This is a genomic window from Streptomyces shenzhenensis (assembly GCF_003688995.1).
In the GTDB taxonomy this organism is placed as follows: domain Bacteria; phylum Actinomycetota; class Actinomycetes; order Streptomycetales; family Streptomycetaceae; genus Streptomyces; species Streptomyces shenzhenensis_A.
The window spans coordinates 14506-27153 of sequence record NZ_PENI01000061.1 but is presented as its reverse complement, the minus strand read 5'-3'; the positions used below and the strand labels follow the sequence as shown (position 1 = coordinate 27153).

Below are 12648 nucleotides of genomic sequence, written 5' to 3'. Positions count from 1 at the left end.
GGGCGACCTCGTTCGGCGTCTTCTGCCGCGCCGCCCCCTCCACCAGAGCGATCATCCGGTCGATGAACGTCTCACCCGGCCGCGTCGTGATCCTCACCACGATCCGGTCCGACAGCACCTTCGTCCCGCCCGTCACCGCCGACCGGTCACCCCCCGACTCACGGATCACCGGCGCCGACTCACCCGTGATCGCCGACTCGTCCACCGACGCCACACCCTCCACGACATCACCGTCACCGGGGATCACATCCCCGGCCTCGCACACCACCAGGTCACCGATCCCCAGCTCGGTGCCCGGCACCCGCTCCTCACGCCCCGCGCTGAGCCGGCGGGCGACCGTGTCGGTCCTGGCCCTGCGCAGGGTGTCCGCCTGCGCCCTGCCCCGGCCCTCCGCGACCGCCTCCGCCAGATTCGCGAACACCACCGTGAGCCACAGCCAGACACTGATCGCCCAGCCGAACCAGTCCCCCGGGTCCGTGAAGGAGAAGACGGTGGTGAGGAGGGACCCGATCCACACCACGAACATGACGGGCGACCTGACCATCACCCGCGGATCGAGCTTGCGGAACGCCTCCGGCAACGACCTGACGAGCTGCCTGGGATCGAAGAGACCCGCACCGACCCGGCCCTCGGCCGGCTTGTGCCCGGTGGGCACATCACTGTGCGGCGCCCTGGTCGGAGTGTCCGCGGACATCATGACCTGGTGCTTCCGTGTACGACCCGTCATCACGCCAGTCCCTCTGCGAGGGGACCCAGCGCCAGGGCCGGGAAGTACGTCAGACCGGTGATGATCAGGATCGCGCCCACCAGCAGACCGGCGAACAGGGGCTTCTCCGTGCGCAACGTCCCCGCCGTCACCGGGACCGGTTTCTGCCCCGCCAGCGAACCGGCCAGCGCCAGCACGAACACCATCGGCAGGAAACGGCCCAGCAGCATCGCCAGACCCGTCGTCGCGTTGAACCAGTCCGTGTTCGCGTTCAACCCCGCGAACGCCGAACCGTTGTTGTTCGCCGCCGACGTGTACGCGTACAGCACCTCGGAGAACCCGTGCGCACCCGGATTCAGCATCGAGTGCCGCGGCGTGGGCAACGCCATCGCGAACGCGCTGAACACCAGCACCAGCGCCGGGGTGATCAGAATGTAGACGGCCGCCAGCTTGATCTGACGCGAGCCGATCTTCTTGCCCAGATACTCGGGCGTACGACCGACCATCAGACCCGCGATGAACACCGCGATCACCGCCATGATCAGGATCCCGTAGAGACCCGACCCCGTACCGCCCGGCGCGATCTCACCCAGCATCATGCCCAGCATCGTGATGCCGCCGCCCAGACCCGTGAACGAGGAATGGAAGGAGTCCACCGCGCCGGTCGAGGTCAAGGTGGTGGACACCGCGAAGATCGACGAACCACCGACCCCGAACCGGACCTCCTTGCCCTCCATCGACGCCCCCGCCGCCTGGAGCGCCGGACCGCGGTGGGCGAACTCCGTCCACATCATCAGGGCGACGAAGCCCACCCAGATCACGGCCATGGCGGCGAGGATCGCGTACCCCTGCTTCACCGAGCCGACCATCACACCGAAGGCGCGGGTCAACGCGAACGGGATCACCAGGATCAGAAAGATCTCGAACAGATTGGAGAACGGCGTCGGGTTCTCGAAGGGGTGGGCACTGTTGGCATTGAAATAGCCGCCGCCATTGGTACCCAGCTCCTTGATCGCCTCCTGGGACGCGACCGCACCACCGTTCCACTGCTGCGAGCCGCCCATGAACTGGCCGACCTCGTGGATCCCGGAGAAGTTCTGGATCGCACCGCAGGCCACCAGGATCACCGCCGCGACGGCGGCCATCGGCACCAGGATCCGCACCGTGCCCCGCACCAGATCCGCCCAGAAGTTGCCGATCTCCCCGGTACGCGCACGGGCGAAGCCCCGCACCAACGCCACGGCCACGGCGATGCCCACGGCGGCGGAGACGAAGTTCTGCACCGCCAGACCCGTCGTCTGCACGACATGCCCCATGGTCTGCTCGCCGTAGTACGACTGCCAGTTCGTGTTCGTCACGAACGACACCGCCGTGTTGAACGACTGCGCCGGACCGACGGAGGAGAAACCCAGCGAACCCGGCAGCACACCCTGAAGACGCTGCAACAGATACAGGAACAGGACACCGGCCGCGGAGAAGGCCAGCACCCCCCGCAGATACGCGAGCCAGCGCATCTCCGTGTCAGGATTGGCGCCGATCCCCTTGTAGATCCACTTCTCGACGCGCAGGTGCCGGCCGGAGGAGTAGACCCGGGCCATATAGGAACCGAGCGGTACATGGACGAGTGCCAGCGCGCCCAGCAGGGCGAGCAGTTGAAGCACACCGGCCGGTACGGGACCCATGGCCTGTCTCAGAACCTCTCCGGGAAGATCAGGGCGAGGACGAGATAACCCAGCAGAGCGACGGCCACGACCAGACCGACGACGTTCTCGGCGGTCACAGCTTCGTCACCCCCTTGGCGACAAGCGCCACCAGCACGAACACCGCGATCGTGGTGACGACGAAGACGACATCGGCCATCGCGAACTCCTGGAACGGTGCGGAGCGGGAGAAGGACGGTTCGAGAAAATCGCCGTTCTGACCGGATTCGACTCCCGTTGACGGGTCCTGTACGGCACCCGGGGACCTCTTGACGGGACCTTGACGACTCGGTCCGATCATGCCGGACCGGGCCGGACCACGCCTCCGTACGCCCCCGTCACCGGCCCGCGGCGGGCTCACGGCACGGCCCGCGCGATCCGGCCGTCGACCGCCTCTCCACCCAGGAAAGGACGGCAGGAAAAGCCTGTGGCAGCGCCACCCCGGATCCGCCGCACGCACGACGGCGGCTGTCCGCCATACAGCCCAACACGCGGCCGTGGCGGCCTCGCGCGCCGAGCGAGCGGACACCGTCCGGCAGGGCCTTCTTAACGCAAGATTGACGCCCTCGGCCCTGCGGTCCACAGGCCCGCGCATCACTCTCTGCCTACGCTGGATCCGCAGTCCGCATGATGGCCGGAAACAGGGCTGAGCCGTACGTCAGGAGCACCCCCCGATGGCCACGATCGAGCACCCGTCCCCGGGTCGGCTGCGCGCCTGGATGCTGGAGGGCCTGTCCGACATGGGCAGGAAGGGCGGCACGACGGCACCCCACGCCGAACCGGAGCCGGCCCACCGGGAGCAGCGCTGGTGGCGGGTGATGTGCCTGACCGGGGTGGACTACTTCTCGACCCTCGGCTACCAGCCGGGCATCGCCGCCCTGGCGGCCGGTCTGCTCTCCCCCCTGGCCACGATCGTGCTGGTGATCGTCACGCTGGCGGGCGCCCTGCCCGTCTACCGGCGTGTGGCCGAGGAGAGCCCGCACGGCCAGGGCTCGATCGCGATGCTGGAGCGGCTGCTGTCCTTCTGGAAGGGCAAGCTGTTCGTCCTGACGCTGCTGGGCTTCGCGGCCACCGACTTCCTGATCACCATCACCCTGTCGGCCGCCGACGCCTCCACCCACCTGATCGAGAACCCGCACCTGAACAGCCTGCTGCACGGCCGGCAGATGCTGATCACCCTGCTCCTCGTGGCCCTGCTCGGCGCGGTCTTCCTCAAGGGCTTCCTGGAAGCGATCGGCGTCGCCGTCGCGCTGGTCGGCGTCTACCTCGCGCTGAACGTCGTCGTCGTGGTCACCGGCCTGTGGCACGTCGTCACCGCGGGCCATGTCGTCACCGACTGGACCAGCGCCCTGACCACGGAGCACGGCAATGTCTTCGTCATGGTCGGGCTTGCCCTGATCGTCTTCCCGAAGCTCGCGCTCGGCCTCTCCGGCTTCGAGACCGGCGTCGCCGTCATGCCGCACGTCCGGGGCGACCCCGCCGACACCGAGGAGCGCCCCGCCGGCCGGATCAGGGACACCAAGAAGCTGCTGACCACCGCGGCCCTGATCATGAGTTGCTTCCTGATCGCCACCAGCCTCATCACGACGCTGCTCATCCCGGCGCACGAGTTCAAGTCCGGCGGCCAGGCCAACGGCCGCGCGCTGGCGTATCTGGCGCACGAGTACCTGGGCAACACCTTCGGCACGGTCTACGACATCTCGACCATCGCGATCCTGTGGTTCGCGGGCGCCTCCGCGATGGCGGGTCTGCTCAATCTGATGCCGCGCTATCTGCCCCGCTACGGCATGGCACCGCACTGGGCGCGCGCGGTGCGTCCGATGGTCATCGTCTTCACCCTGATCGCCTTCCTGGTGACCTGGATCTTCAATGCCGACGTCGACGCGCAGGGCGGCGCCTACGCCACCGGTGTGCTGGTGCTGATCAGTTCCGCGGCGATCGCGGTGACCATCGCCTCGCGCAAGGCCGGGCAGCGCCGTTGGGCGGTCGCGTTCGGGGTCATCGCGACGGTGTTCCTCTACACGACCGTCGTCAACGTCATCGAGCGTCCCGACGGCGTGAAGATCGGCGCCTGCTTCATCGCCGGCATCATCCTGGTGTCGCTGCTGTCCCGGTTGGCCCGGGCCTTCGAACTGCGCGTGACGAGTGTGACGCTGGACGGCATGGCGGACCGTTTCGTCAGGGACATGGCGAGCCGGAAGATACGCTTCATCGCCAATGAGCCCGACCGGCGCGACAAGGCGGAGTACCGCGACAAGATCGAGCAGATCCGCCAGGACAACGACCTGCCCGAGCCGGAGGACTTCGTCTTCGTCGAGGTGACGGTCACCGACCCGTCCGAGTTCGAGGCGGGTCTGACGGTGCACGGGGAGGTCCTGCACAACCGCTACCGCGTCATGACCCTGGAATCCGCCTCCATCCCCAACGCCCTCGCCGCGCTCCTCCTCCACGTCCGGGACAGCACCGGGTGCACCCCGCACATCTACTTCGAGTGGACCGAGGGCAACCCCTTCGCCAACTTCCTGCGCTTCTTCCTGTTCGGCCAGGGCGAGGTCGCGCCCGTCACCCGCGAGGTGCTGCGCGAGGCGGAGCCGGACCGGCGCCGGCGCCCGCGGGTCCATACGGGCTGACGGGAACGCCCACGTCAGCAACGCGTCAAGATGGGCCGGGACGGCGTCAGAGCCCCGTCAGCAAGGGGTGTTGCGGCCCTGGGCGCGGCCTAACCTGGCTGATATGGAGCGTGGGCCCGCACCCGCCCCGGCCGGCGACCGCCACTGGCACGGCAACGCCCGGCTGGCGGTGATCTACGCGCTCGTCTTCGGCGCCCTGGCGACGCTGACCGACTGGGAGGCGGGCAGCCTCACCCCGGCGCGCGTGGTGCTGTGGCTCATGCTCGCCGCCGCCATCGGGCTGCTCCTGACGCCGCCGCGCGTCGCCGCGGGCCGGGGCTGGCTCTCGGTGCGCGGGCCGCTGTGCCGCCGGATGGTCCGCACGGACGCGATGGTGGGCGTCCGCCAGTACGACGGCGTCTCCTCACATCTGGTGTTCCGGGACATCGACGGCCGGCGCCTCGAACTCGACCCCCGGGTGCTCGCCGCCAATCCGTTCCTGTGGCACGAGGTCGACACGGGACTGCGCCACTCGCTGCAGACCGGCACCCTGCGCCAGGGCGTGGACGTGCTGCGCAGGCTGGAGCGGGCGATCGACGACGAGGAGGCCAGGGCCGTGCTCAAGGAATCCGGGATGTCCTGACCCCGGCCAGGCGAACCCGCCGCCGCCCGCCCCAACTGTGCCGTTCCCGTCCCGTGGCCTTATCGTGACCGGCATGCAGTCCTACACGATCGGCCAGGCGGCGCGGCTGCTCGGCGTGAGCCCCGACACCGCACGCCGCTGGGCCGACGCCGGCCGGATGGCGACCCACCGCGACGAGGCCGGGCGGCGGCTCATCGACGGCAGGGACCTGGCGGCGTTCTCGGTCGAACTGGCCAGGACGGGCGCGAGCGACGAGGACGCGTCGTACACCTCGGTGCGCAACGCCTTCCCGGGGATCGTCACCGCGATCAAGCTCGGCGATGTCGCGGCCCAGGTCGAGATCCAGGCGGGCCCGCACCGGCTGGTCTCGCTGCTGACCCGGGAGGCCGTCGAGGAACTGGGCCTGGAGGTCGGCATGGAGGCCACCGCCCGGGTGAAGTCGACGAACGTGCACATCGACCGCGTCTGACGGGTGGCCTCCGCGCGCCTCAGCCGCCCACCGAGTAGGAGTGCGCCCCGGCCCCGGCCAGCGCGCCCCCGTCCACGATCAGATACTCCTCGCGGATCGGCCGGCCCGCGAACCAGGACTCCAGGATCTCCCGGGTGCCGGCCGCGTACCGGGCCTGCGCGGACAGCGACGAGCCGGAGATGTGCGGGGTCATGCCGTGGTGCGGCATGCTCCGCCAGGGGTGGTCGGCCGGCGCGGGCTGCGGGAACCACACGTCGCCTGCGTATCCCGCGAGCCGCCCGTCGCGCAGCGCCCGGTCGACGGCGTCCCGGTCGACGATGCGGGCCCGTGCGGTGTTGATGAGATAGGCGCCGCGCTTCATCGTGCCGAGCAACTCGTCGCCGAACAGCCCCTCCGTCTCGGGGTGCAGGGGGGCGTTGACGGTCACCACGTCGCAGTGCGGCACCATGTCGGCGGCGCTCTCGTGGAAGGTCAGCCCCAGTTCCTCCTCCACCGCGCGCGGCAGCCGGTGCCGGTCGGTGTAGTGCAGTGCCACGTCGAAGGGCGCGAGGCGGCGCAGCACGGCGAGCCCGATCCGCCCGGCGGCCACCGTGCCGACCTGCATGCCCTCCAGGTCGTAGGAACGGGCCACGCAGTCCGCGATGTTCCAGCCGCCCTCGACCGCGACCCGGTGGGACGGCAGGTAGTTGCGCACCAGCGCGAGGATCGACATCACGACGTGCTCGGCGACGCTGATGCTGTTGCAGTACGTCACCTCGGCGACCGTCACCCCGTGCGCGATGGCCGCGCCGAGGTCGACGTGGTCGGAGCCGATGCCCGCGGTGACCGCCAGTTTGAGGTTCTTGGCGGCGGCGATGCGGTCCGCGGTCAGATAGGCGGGCCAGAACGGCTGGGAGATGACGATGTCCGCGTCGGGCAGTTCCCGGTCGAAGACCGAGCCGGCGCCTTCCTTGTCGGAGGTGACGACGAGGGTGTGCCCGGCCGCCTCCAGGAAGCGGCGCAGGCCGAGTTCGCCGGAGACGCTGCCGAGCAGGTGTCCCGGGGTGAAGTCGATCGCCTCGGGGGTGGGGGTGGTCTGGCCGCCCGGGTAGTGGTCGATCACCGGGAGGTCGTCACGCGCGTAGGAGGCCGGGTATCCGCCGGTCGGGTCGTCGTACAGCACACAGAGCACCTTGGCCATGGTCACGGCTCCTCAACTCCGTTGTGAGAAGGACCTCTTCACCATCCTGGCGGGCCGACGCCCCGGTCAAAGCGAACCTCGCTATGCCCGGATAGCCCGCGGCTATCGGCCGCGGACACCCAGATAGGTGCGCAGCAGTTCGTCCAGCGCGTCGCGCACCCCGGCCTGACGGGCGACCTTCACCAGGGCGTCGGCGAGCACCGACGGGGGTTCGCTGCGGGAGACGACCAGTCCGACCCGCGGTCCGTGCGCGGGCCCTTCGAGGGGCACCACGCGCATCCCCTCCGGCACGCCGAACATATGCAGCCAGGCGTGCGAGATCACGCTGGACCAACGGCCGCCGCGCAGATGCGCGTAGAGCCCGGCCACGCTGTCCGACTCGATGGCCGGGGCCGCGGTGGCGCCGTCGGCCGCGAAGCACTCGTCCATGATACGGCGGTTGCGCATCCGCCGCCCCAGCAGGCACAGCGGCAACGCGGCGGCCTGCGCCCAGCGGGCCCCGCCGGCCTGGCCGAGCGGACCGTCGAGCGGGGTGAGCAGCACGTACCGCTCCTCGTACAGCGGGAAGCGGCGCACCTGCCGCAGGGTGTCGTCGTCGAGGTAGGTCATCGCGGCGTCCAGCTCGAACTCCGTGAACCCATGCGTGATGTCGGCCGACGACAGCGACTCGACGGCCACCCGGGCGCGCGGATGCCGTTCGCAGAACGGGGTGGTGAGCAGCGAGGCGACGGGCAGCGCGGTCGGTACGACGCCGAGCCGCAGCGTTCCGGTGAGCCCGCCGCGCAGCGCCGACAGCTCCTGGTGCAGCGCGTCCCGCTCGGCGAGGATCCGGTGCGCCCACGCCAGGACGACCTCGCCCTCGGGGGTCAGCCCCTCGTACCGTCTGCCGCGCCGCACAATGGGCACGTCCAGCTCGTGTTCGAGGCGGCGGATCGCGGCGGACAGCGAGGGCTGGGAGACGAAGCAGGCCGCCGCCGCGCGGGCGAAGTGGCGCTCCCGGGCGAGCGCCACGAGATACTCCAGCTGACGCAGCAGCATGCGCGGCCTCCACAGCGGGACTACACGGCTGAGGTCTCCGTGGCGCACCGGTAGCGCCCGTCCACCCGTATCCCGTTGATACCGCTGATGTGCCGCCCCCCACACCGGTCCTGCGGGAGCACCAGCTGGGGTCCGTGCCGGTCGAGCGGGCTGTCGTCGATGCTGACGGCGAGCAGCACGGGCGCGCGGGCGAAGTCGGGGTCGATCTCGGCCCAGGACAGCAGCGCGTGGTGCCCGTCCATGCCGTTGACGGCGATGAGGAAGCGCAGCCGGTCCTTGCGCCGCACGGGATCGAAGCCGGGCCCGGCGTCGGACAGCACGTCGTACAACAACGGACCGGCGAACCGGTGGTGCTGCGTTCCGCTGGTGGCGCACTCGAAACTGACCCGCACCCGGTGCTGGGGCCAGGCGAACAGATCCGGCACCGTGAGCCGGGCCGGCCGGGCCAGGTCACCGGTCAGGGCGAGTTCGGCGAGCGTCACGTGCGACCACCTCCCGGATGACGGTACCCGCGGCGCGGCCCCGTACAAACGCACATGCATACCTGAGGCCGTCATTGTCCCAGCTCATGCGACGACACAGTAGACAAACGCCTCGCAGATGCGGCGTATCATCATCACGGCACGGCCGCAATGCGGCCGTTGCGGGGCGTAACACCTTGTCCGAGGACGTGAAGGAGTAGACCCGTGATAACCCGTTCCGAGCGCCGGTCCCGGCGGATGCTGCAGGTGGCAGGCGCGGGAGCCGCCGCGCTCATGGCGCTGAGCGCCTGCTCCTCCTCGGACGACTCGTCGTCGTCCGCGCCGGGCTCGTCGTCCGGCTCCGCATCGGCCTCGCCGAAGCTGTCCGGCACGGTGACCGTGTTCGCCGCGGCCTCGCTGCAGGAGAGTTTCACCGAGCTGGGCGCCGAGTTCGAGAAGCAGCACCCGGGCACCAAGGTCACCTTCAACTTCGGCGGCAGCGACACGCTCGCGGCGAGCATCACCGGCGGCGCGCCCGCCGACGTCTTCGCCGCCGCCAGCGCCAAGACGATGGCGATCGTGACGGACAAGAACGACACGGCCGGAACGCCGGTCACCTTCGTCCGCAACCAGTTGGAGATCGCCACCCTGCCGGGCAACCCCGACAAGGTCGCGTCCCTGAAGGACCTCACCAAGTCCGGTCTGAAGGTCGTCCTGTGCGACAAGACCGTGCCGTGCGGCGCCGCGGCCCAGAAGGCTCTGGAGGCGAGCAAGCTCGAGCTCACCCCGGTCTCCTACGAACAGGACGTCAAGAGCGCCCTGACGAAGGTCGAGTTGAAGGAGGCCGACGCCGCGGTCGTCTACAAGACCGATGTGAAGGCGGCGGGTGACAAGGTGGAGGGCGTGGACTTCCCCGAGTCGGCCGAGGCCGTCAACGACTACCCGATCGCCCTGCTCAAGAACGCGCCCAACGCCGAGGCGGCCGAGGCGTTCATCGCGCTCGTGCGCTCCGCCGAGGGCCAGCGGGTGCTGGGCGAGGCGGGGTTCCTGAAGCCGTGACCCGGCTCGACGAGTCCGGCGCGGCGGCCCGCACCTCGAAGGGCGGGCCGCGGCGCCGGGGCGCCCGCGCGCCGGGGCGGCGCGGGGTGCCGCTGCCACTGCTGCTGCCCGGCATCGTGGCCCTGGCGTTCCTGCTGCTGCCCCTGCTCGCCCTGCTCGTCCGGGCCCCGTGGGGCAGCCTGCCGGAGCTGCTGAGCAGCACCGAGGTGTGGCAGGCGCTCCAGCTGTCGCTGATCACGGCGACCGCGGCGACCGGAGTGAGCCTGGTCCTGGGCGTGCCGCTGGCCTGGCTGCTGGCCCGCACCGACTTCCCCGGCCGCGGTGTCGTGCGCGCCCTGGTCACCCTGCCCCTCGTCCTTCCGCCGGTGGTCGGCGGTGTGGCCCTGCTCCTCGCGCTCGGCCGCAACGGCGTCGTCGGCCAGTGGCTGGACTCCTGGTTCGGCATCACGCTGCCGTTCACCACGACGGGCGTCGTGATCGCCGAGGCCTTCGTCGCGATGCCGTTCCTGGTCATCAGCGTCGAGGGCACACTGCGCGCCGCCGACCCGCGCTTCGAGGAGGCGGCCACCACCCTGGGCGCCTCCCGGTTCACCGCGTTCCGCCGGGTCACGCTGCCACTGATCGCCCCCGGCATCGCGGCGGGCGCGGTCCTGGCCTGGGCCCGTGCGCTCGGCGAGTTCGGCGCGACCATCACGTTCGCCGGCAACTTCCCCGGCCGCACCCAGACCATGCCCCTCGCGGTCTATCTGGCCCTGCAGAACGACCCCGAGGCGGCCATCGCGCTCAGCCTGGTCCTGCTCGCGGTCTCGATCGCGGTACTGGCGGGTCTGCGGGACCGCTGGCTGACCACACCGTGAAATCGTGACGTCCCCTACCGCCGCCGTTCGCCCGCGCCCCGCCGCCGTACGCAGCCCTGACGGCATCCGGAAGCGCCGGTCCCGGAAGCGATCCCGGGGCGGTCCCACGGCGTGCGGCCTTACGATCGCCAGTACGAGCCGCACCCGTACCGCCCACGCCCCGAGGCACCGCCGCCCCACCGCGCCGACCGCCGTCCGGCCGGCCGAGGCGCCCGCCCGGCCCACTGCCACGCCCGCCGGTCCGGTCACGCCCGGCACGGTCCTCCGTCCGCCCGACCCCTGGATGTGCACCCCATGACGGACATCGACGACACCACGGCCGGCTCCGTCGCCGAAGGCGCCCACGGTGACGGGCTCGACGCCCGGCTCGTCGTCGACCGCGGTTCCTTCCGCCTCGACATCGCCCTGCGGGCCGCGCCCGGAGACGTCGTCGCCCTGCTCGGGCCCAACGGCGCCGGAAAGACCACCGCCCTGCGCGCCCTCGCCGGTCTCGTCCCGATCACCGGCGGCCATCTGCGCCTGGACGGCACCGCCCTCGACCGCACGGCACCGGAGTCTCGTCCCGTCGGCGTCGTCTTCCAGGACTATCTGCTCTTCCCGCATCTGTCCGCCCTGGACAACGTGGCCTTCGGCCCCCGCTGCCAGGGCGCGACCAAGGCCGAGGCCCGCGCCCTGGCCGCCACCTGGCTGGACCGCCTGGGCCTCGCCGAGCACGCGGGCGCCAAGCCCCGCCGGCTCTCCGGCGGCCAGGCCCAGCGGGTCGCCCTGGCCCGGGCCCTGGCCACCAGCCCCCGCCTGCTGCTCCTCGACGAGCCGCTGGCCGCCCTCGACGCCCGCACCCGGCTGGAGGTGCGCGCCCGGCTCCGCCGCCACCTCGCCGAGTTCGAGGCGGTCGCCGTCCTGGTGACGCACGACCCGCTGGACGCCATGGTGCTGGCCGACCGGCTCGTCGTGGTCGAGCACGGCCGCGTGGTCCAGGAGGGCTCCCCCACCGAGATCGCCCGCCGTCCGCGCACGGACTACATCGCGCAGCTGGTCGGCCTCAACCTCTACCGGGGCCGGGCCGAGGGGCACACGGTACGGCTGGACGACGGGCCCGCCATCACCACGACCGAGGACCTGTCCGGTCCGGTCTTCGTGGCCTTCCCGCCGAGCGCAGTCACGCTGCACCGGGACCGCCCGACCGGCTCCAGCGCCCGCAACCTGTGGCGCTGCGAGGTGGCCGGCCTGGAGACCCACGGCGACCAGATCCGCGCCGACCTGGCCGGCGAGCTTCCCCTCGCGGCCGACCTCACCACGGTCGCCGCCGCGGAACTCGACCTGCGCCCGGGCGCACCGGTCTGGGCGACGGTCAAGGCGACGCAGACCCACGCCTACCCGGCCTGAGGCACCGGCTGCGGCTACGGTGGGGACCGCCAGGGCCCGTACCCCCACGATCCCCCACATCCTGCGAGGCGTTCCCATGAGCCTGAGCATCCGCAACCAGCTCCCCGGCACCGTCACCGCCGTCACCCCGGGCGAGGTGATGGCCACGGTGAAGGTCCGCCTCACCGGCGGTCAGGACCTGACCGCCGCGATCACCCTGGAGGCCGCCGAGGACCTCGGCCTCGCCGCGGGCTCCGCCGTGCGCGCCCTGGTGAAGTCGACGGAGATCGCCCTGGCCACCGCCCCGGTCGAACGCGTCTCGATCCGCAACCAGCTGCCCGGCACGGTCACCGGCATCGCCGCCGGCGGCGCGATGGCCTCCGTGAAGATCGCGGTCGAGGGCGGCGAGCTGACCTCGGCCATCACCAGCGAATCCGTCACCGACCTGGGACTGTCGGCGGGCTCCGCCGTCTTCGCCCTGATCAAGTCGACCGAGGTGTCACTGGCGACGGCCTGAGAACACCCGGCCGGGGCCCGTGACACCGGCGTGCGACGGGCACG

At 71.2% G+C, this 12648-nt stretch carries 14 protein-coding genes; 7 read left to right on the top strand and 7 right to left on the bottom strand.

Annotation, left to right across the window (positions count from 1 at the left end; translation table 11 throughout):
• From CTZ28_RS45380 to CTZ28_RS46745, 4 genes are all read right to left on the bottom strand, one after another.
• The coding region (locus CTZ28_RS45380; protein WP_472926681.1) for a P-type ATPase actuator domain-containing protein at nt 1-694 on the bottom strand (694 nt) is incomplete at its 3' end.
• 32 nt (nt 695-726) lie between these two features.
• Nucleotides 727-2388: a potassium-transporting ATPase subunit KdpA gene (kdpA, locus tag CTZ28_RS45375; protein ID WP_121895763.1), complete on the bottom strand. Its 1662-nt coding sequence runs from the start codon at nt 2386-2388 to the stop codon at nt 727-729.
• Between the two features lie 8 nt (nt 2389-2396).
• On the bottom strand, nt 2397-2486 hold the full coding sequence (kdpF, locus tag CTZ28_RS45370; RefSeq protein ID WP_009326374.1) for a K(+)-transporting ATPase subunit F: 90 nt from the start codon (nt 2484-2486) through the stop codon (nt 2397-2399).
• The gene (locus CTZ28_RS46745) at nt 2483-2707 is read right to left on the bottom strand and encodes a hypothetical protein (protein WP_147481298.1); all 225 of its coding nucleotides are present in this window, start codon (nt 2705-2707) and stop codon (nt 2483-2485) included. The genes kdpF and CTZ28_RS46745 overlap by 4 nt, the downstream gene beginning before the upstream one ends.
• A gap of 373 nt (nt 2708-3080) precedes the next feature.
• Here CTZ28_RS46745 and CTZ28_RS45365 point away from each other — a divergent pair, with 373 nt between their 5' ends.
• The 3 genes from CTZ28_RS45365 (at nt 3081) to CTZ28_RS45355 (ending at nt 6127) form a co-directional block, all read left to right on the top strand.
• On the top strand, nt 3081-5036 hold the full coding sequence (locus CTZ28_RS45365) for an APC family permease (protein ID WP_121895761.1): 1956 nt from the start codon (nt 3081-3083) through the stop codon (nt 5034-5036).
• A gap of 103 nt (nt 5037-5139) precedes the next feature.
• A complete protein-coding gene (locus CTZ28_RS45360; RefSeq protein ID WP_121895759.1) occupies nt 5140-5658 on the top strand; it encodes a hypothetical protein in 519 nt (172 codons plus the stop codon).
• A 73-nt stretch (nt 5659-5731) separates the two neighbouring features.
• A complete protein-coding gene (locus CTZ28_RS45355) occupies nt 5732-6127 on the top strand; it encodes a TOBE domain-containing protein (RefSeq protein WP_121895767.1) in 396 nt (131 codons plus the stop codon).
• 19 nt (nt 6128-6146) lie between these two features.
• On the opposite strand, the gene CTZ28_RS45350 is transcribed toward CTZ28_RS45355, so the two are convergent.
• The 3 genes from CTZ28_RS45350 to CTZ28_RS45340 form a co-directional block, all read right to left on the bottom strand.
• The gene (locus CTZ28_RS45350) at nt 6147-7307 is read right to left on the bottom strand and encodes an NAD-dependent formate dehydrogenase (protein WP_121895757.1); all 1161 of its coding nucleotides are present in this window, start codon (nt 7305-7307) and stop codon (nt 6147-6149) included.
• Nucleotides 7308-7409: 102 nt separating this feature from the next.
• Complete coding sequence (locus tag CTZ28_RS45345) at nt 7410-8345, bottom strand: LysR family transcriptional regulator (protein ID WP_121895755.1); 936 nt, start codon at nt 8343-8345, stop codon at nt 7410-7412.
• Between the two features lie 20 nt (nt 8346-8365).
• Nucleotides 8366-8827 carry a molybdopterin-dependent oxidoreductase gene (locus CTZ28_RS45340; RefSeq protein ID WP_259472107.1) on the bottom strand — a complete coding sequence of 154 codons (462 nt, stop codon included), beginning with the start codon at nt 8825-8827 and terminating at the stop codon, nt 8366-8368.
• 207 nt (nt 8828-9034) lie between these two features.
• Between CTZ28_RS45340 and modA the strand changes: the two genes are divergently transcribed.
• The 4 genes from modA (at nt 9035) to CTZ28_RS45320 (ending at nt 12604) form a co-directional block, all read left to right on the top strand.
• Nucleotides 9035-9865, top strand: coding sequence for a molybdate ABC transporter substrate-binding protein (gene modA, locus CTZ28_RS45335; RefSeq protein ID WP_121895765.1), 831 nt, complete (start codon nt 9035-9037; stop codon nt 9863-9865).
• A complete protein-coding gene (modB, locus tag CTZ28_RS45330) occupies nt 9862-10722 on the top strand; it encodes a molybdate ABC transporter permease subunit (protein WP_121895751.1) in 861 nt (286 codons plus the stop codon). Before modA ends, modB begins: the two co-directional genes overlap by 4 nt.
• A gap of 294 nt (nt 10723-11016) precedes the next feature.
• Nucleotides 11017-12108 (top strand): ABC transporter ATP-binding protein, encoded by a 1092-nt coding sequence (locus tag CTZ28_RS45325; protein ID WP_121895749.1) that lies wholly within the window; start codon nt 11017-11019, stop codon nt 12106-12108.
• Between the two features lie 76 nt (nt 12109-12184).
• A complete protein-coding gene (locus tag CTZ28_RS45320) occupies nt 12185-12604 on the top strand; it encodes a TOBE domain-containing protein (protein ID WP_121895747.1) in 420 nt (139 codons plus the stop codon).
• The last annotated feature ends 44 nt before the right edge of the window (nt 12605-12648 follow it).

Excerpts from the sequence above, each read along its gene's own strand:
- CTZ28_RS45350 (WP_121895757.1), bottom strand. The coding sequence starts at position 7,307 with ATGGCCAAGGTGCTCTGTGTGCTGTACGACGACCCGACCGGCGGATAC.
- CTZ28_RS45345 (WP_121895755.1), bottom strand. The coding sequence starts at position 8,345 with ATGCTGCTGCGTCAGCTGGAGTATCTCGTGGCGCTCGCCCGGGAGCGC.
- kdpA (WP_121895763.1), bottom strand. The coding sequence starts at position 2,388 with ATGGGTCCCGTACCGGCCGGTGTGCTTCAACTGCTCGCCCTGCTGGGC.
- CTZ28_RS45355 (WP_121895767.1), top strand. The coding sequence starts at position 5,732 with ATGCAGTCCTACACGATCGGCCAGGCGGCGCGGCTGCTCGGCGTGAGC.
- CTZ28_RS45325 (WP_121895749.1), top strand. The coding sequence starts at position 11,017 with ATGACGGACATCGACGACACCACGGCCGGCTCCGTCGCCGAAGGCGCC.
- CTZ28_RS45320 (WP_121895747.1), top strand. The coding sequence starts at position 12,185 with ATGAGCCTGAGCATCCGCAACCAGCTCCCCGGCACCGTCACCGCCGTC.
- CTZ28_RS46745 (WP_147481298.1), bottom strand. The coding sequence starts at position 2,707 with ATGATCGGACCGAGTCGTCAAGGTCCCGTCAAGAGGTCCCCGGGTGCC.
- CTZ28_RS45360 (WP_121895759.1), top strand. The coding sequence starts at position 5,140 with ATGGAGCGTGGGCCCGCACCCGCCCCGGCCGGCGACCGCCACTGGCAC.
- CTZ28_RS45365 (WP_121895761.1), top strand. The coding sequence starts at position 3,081 with ATGGCCACGATCGAGCACCCGTCCCCGGGTCGGCTGCGCGCCTGGATG.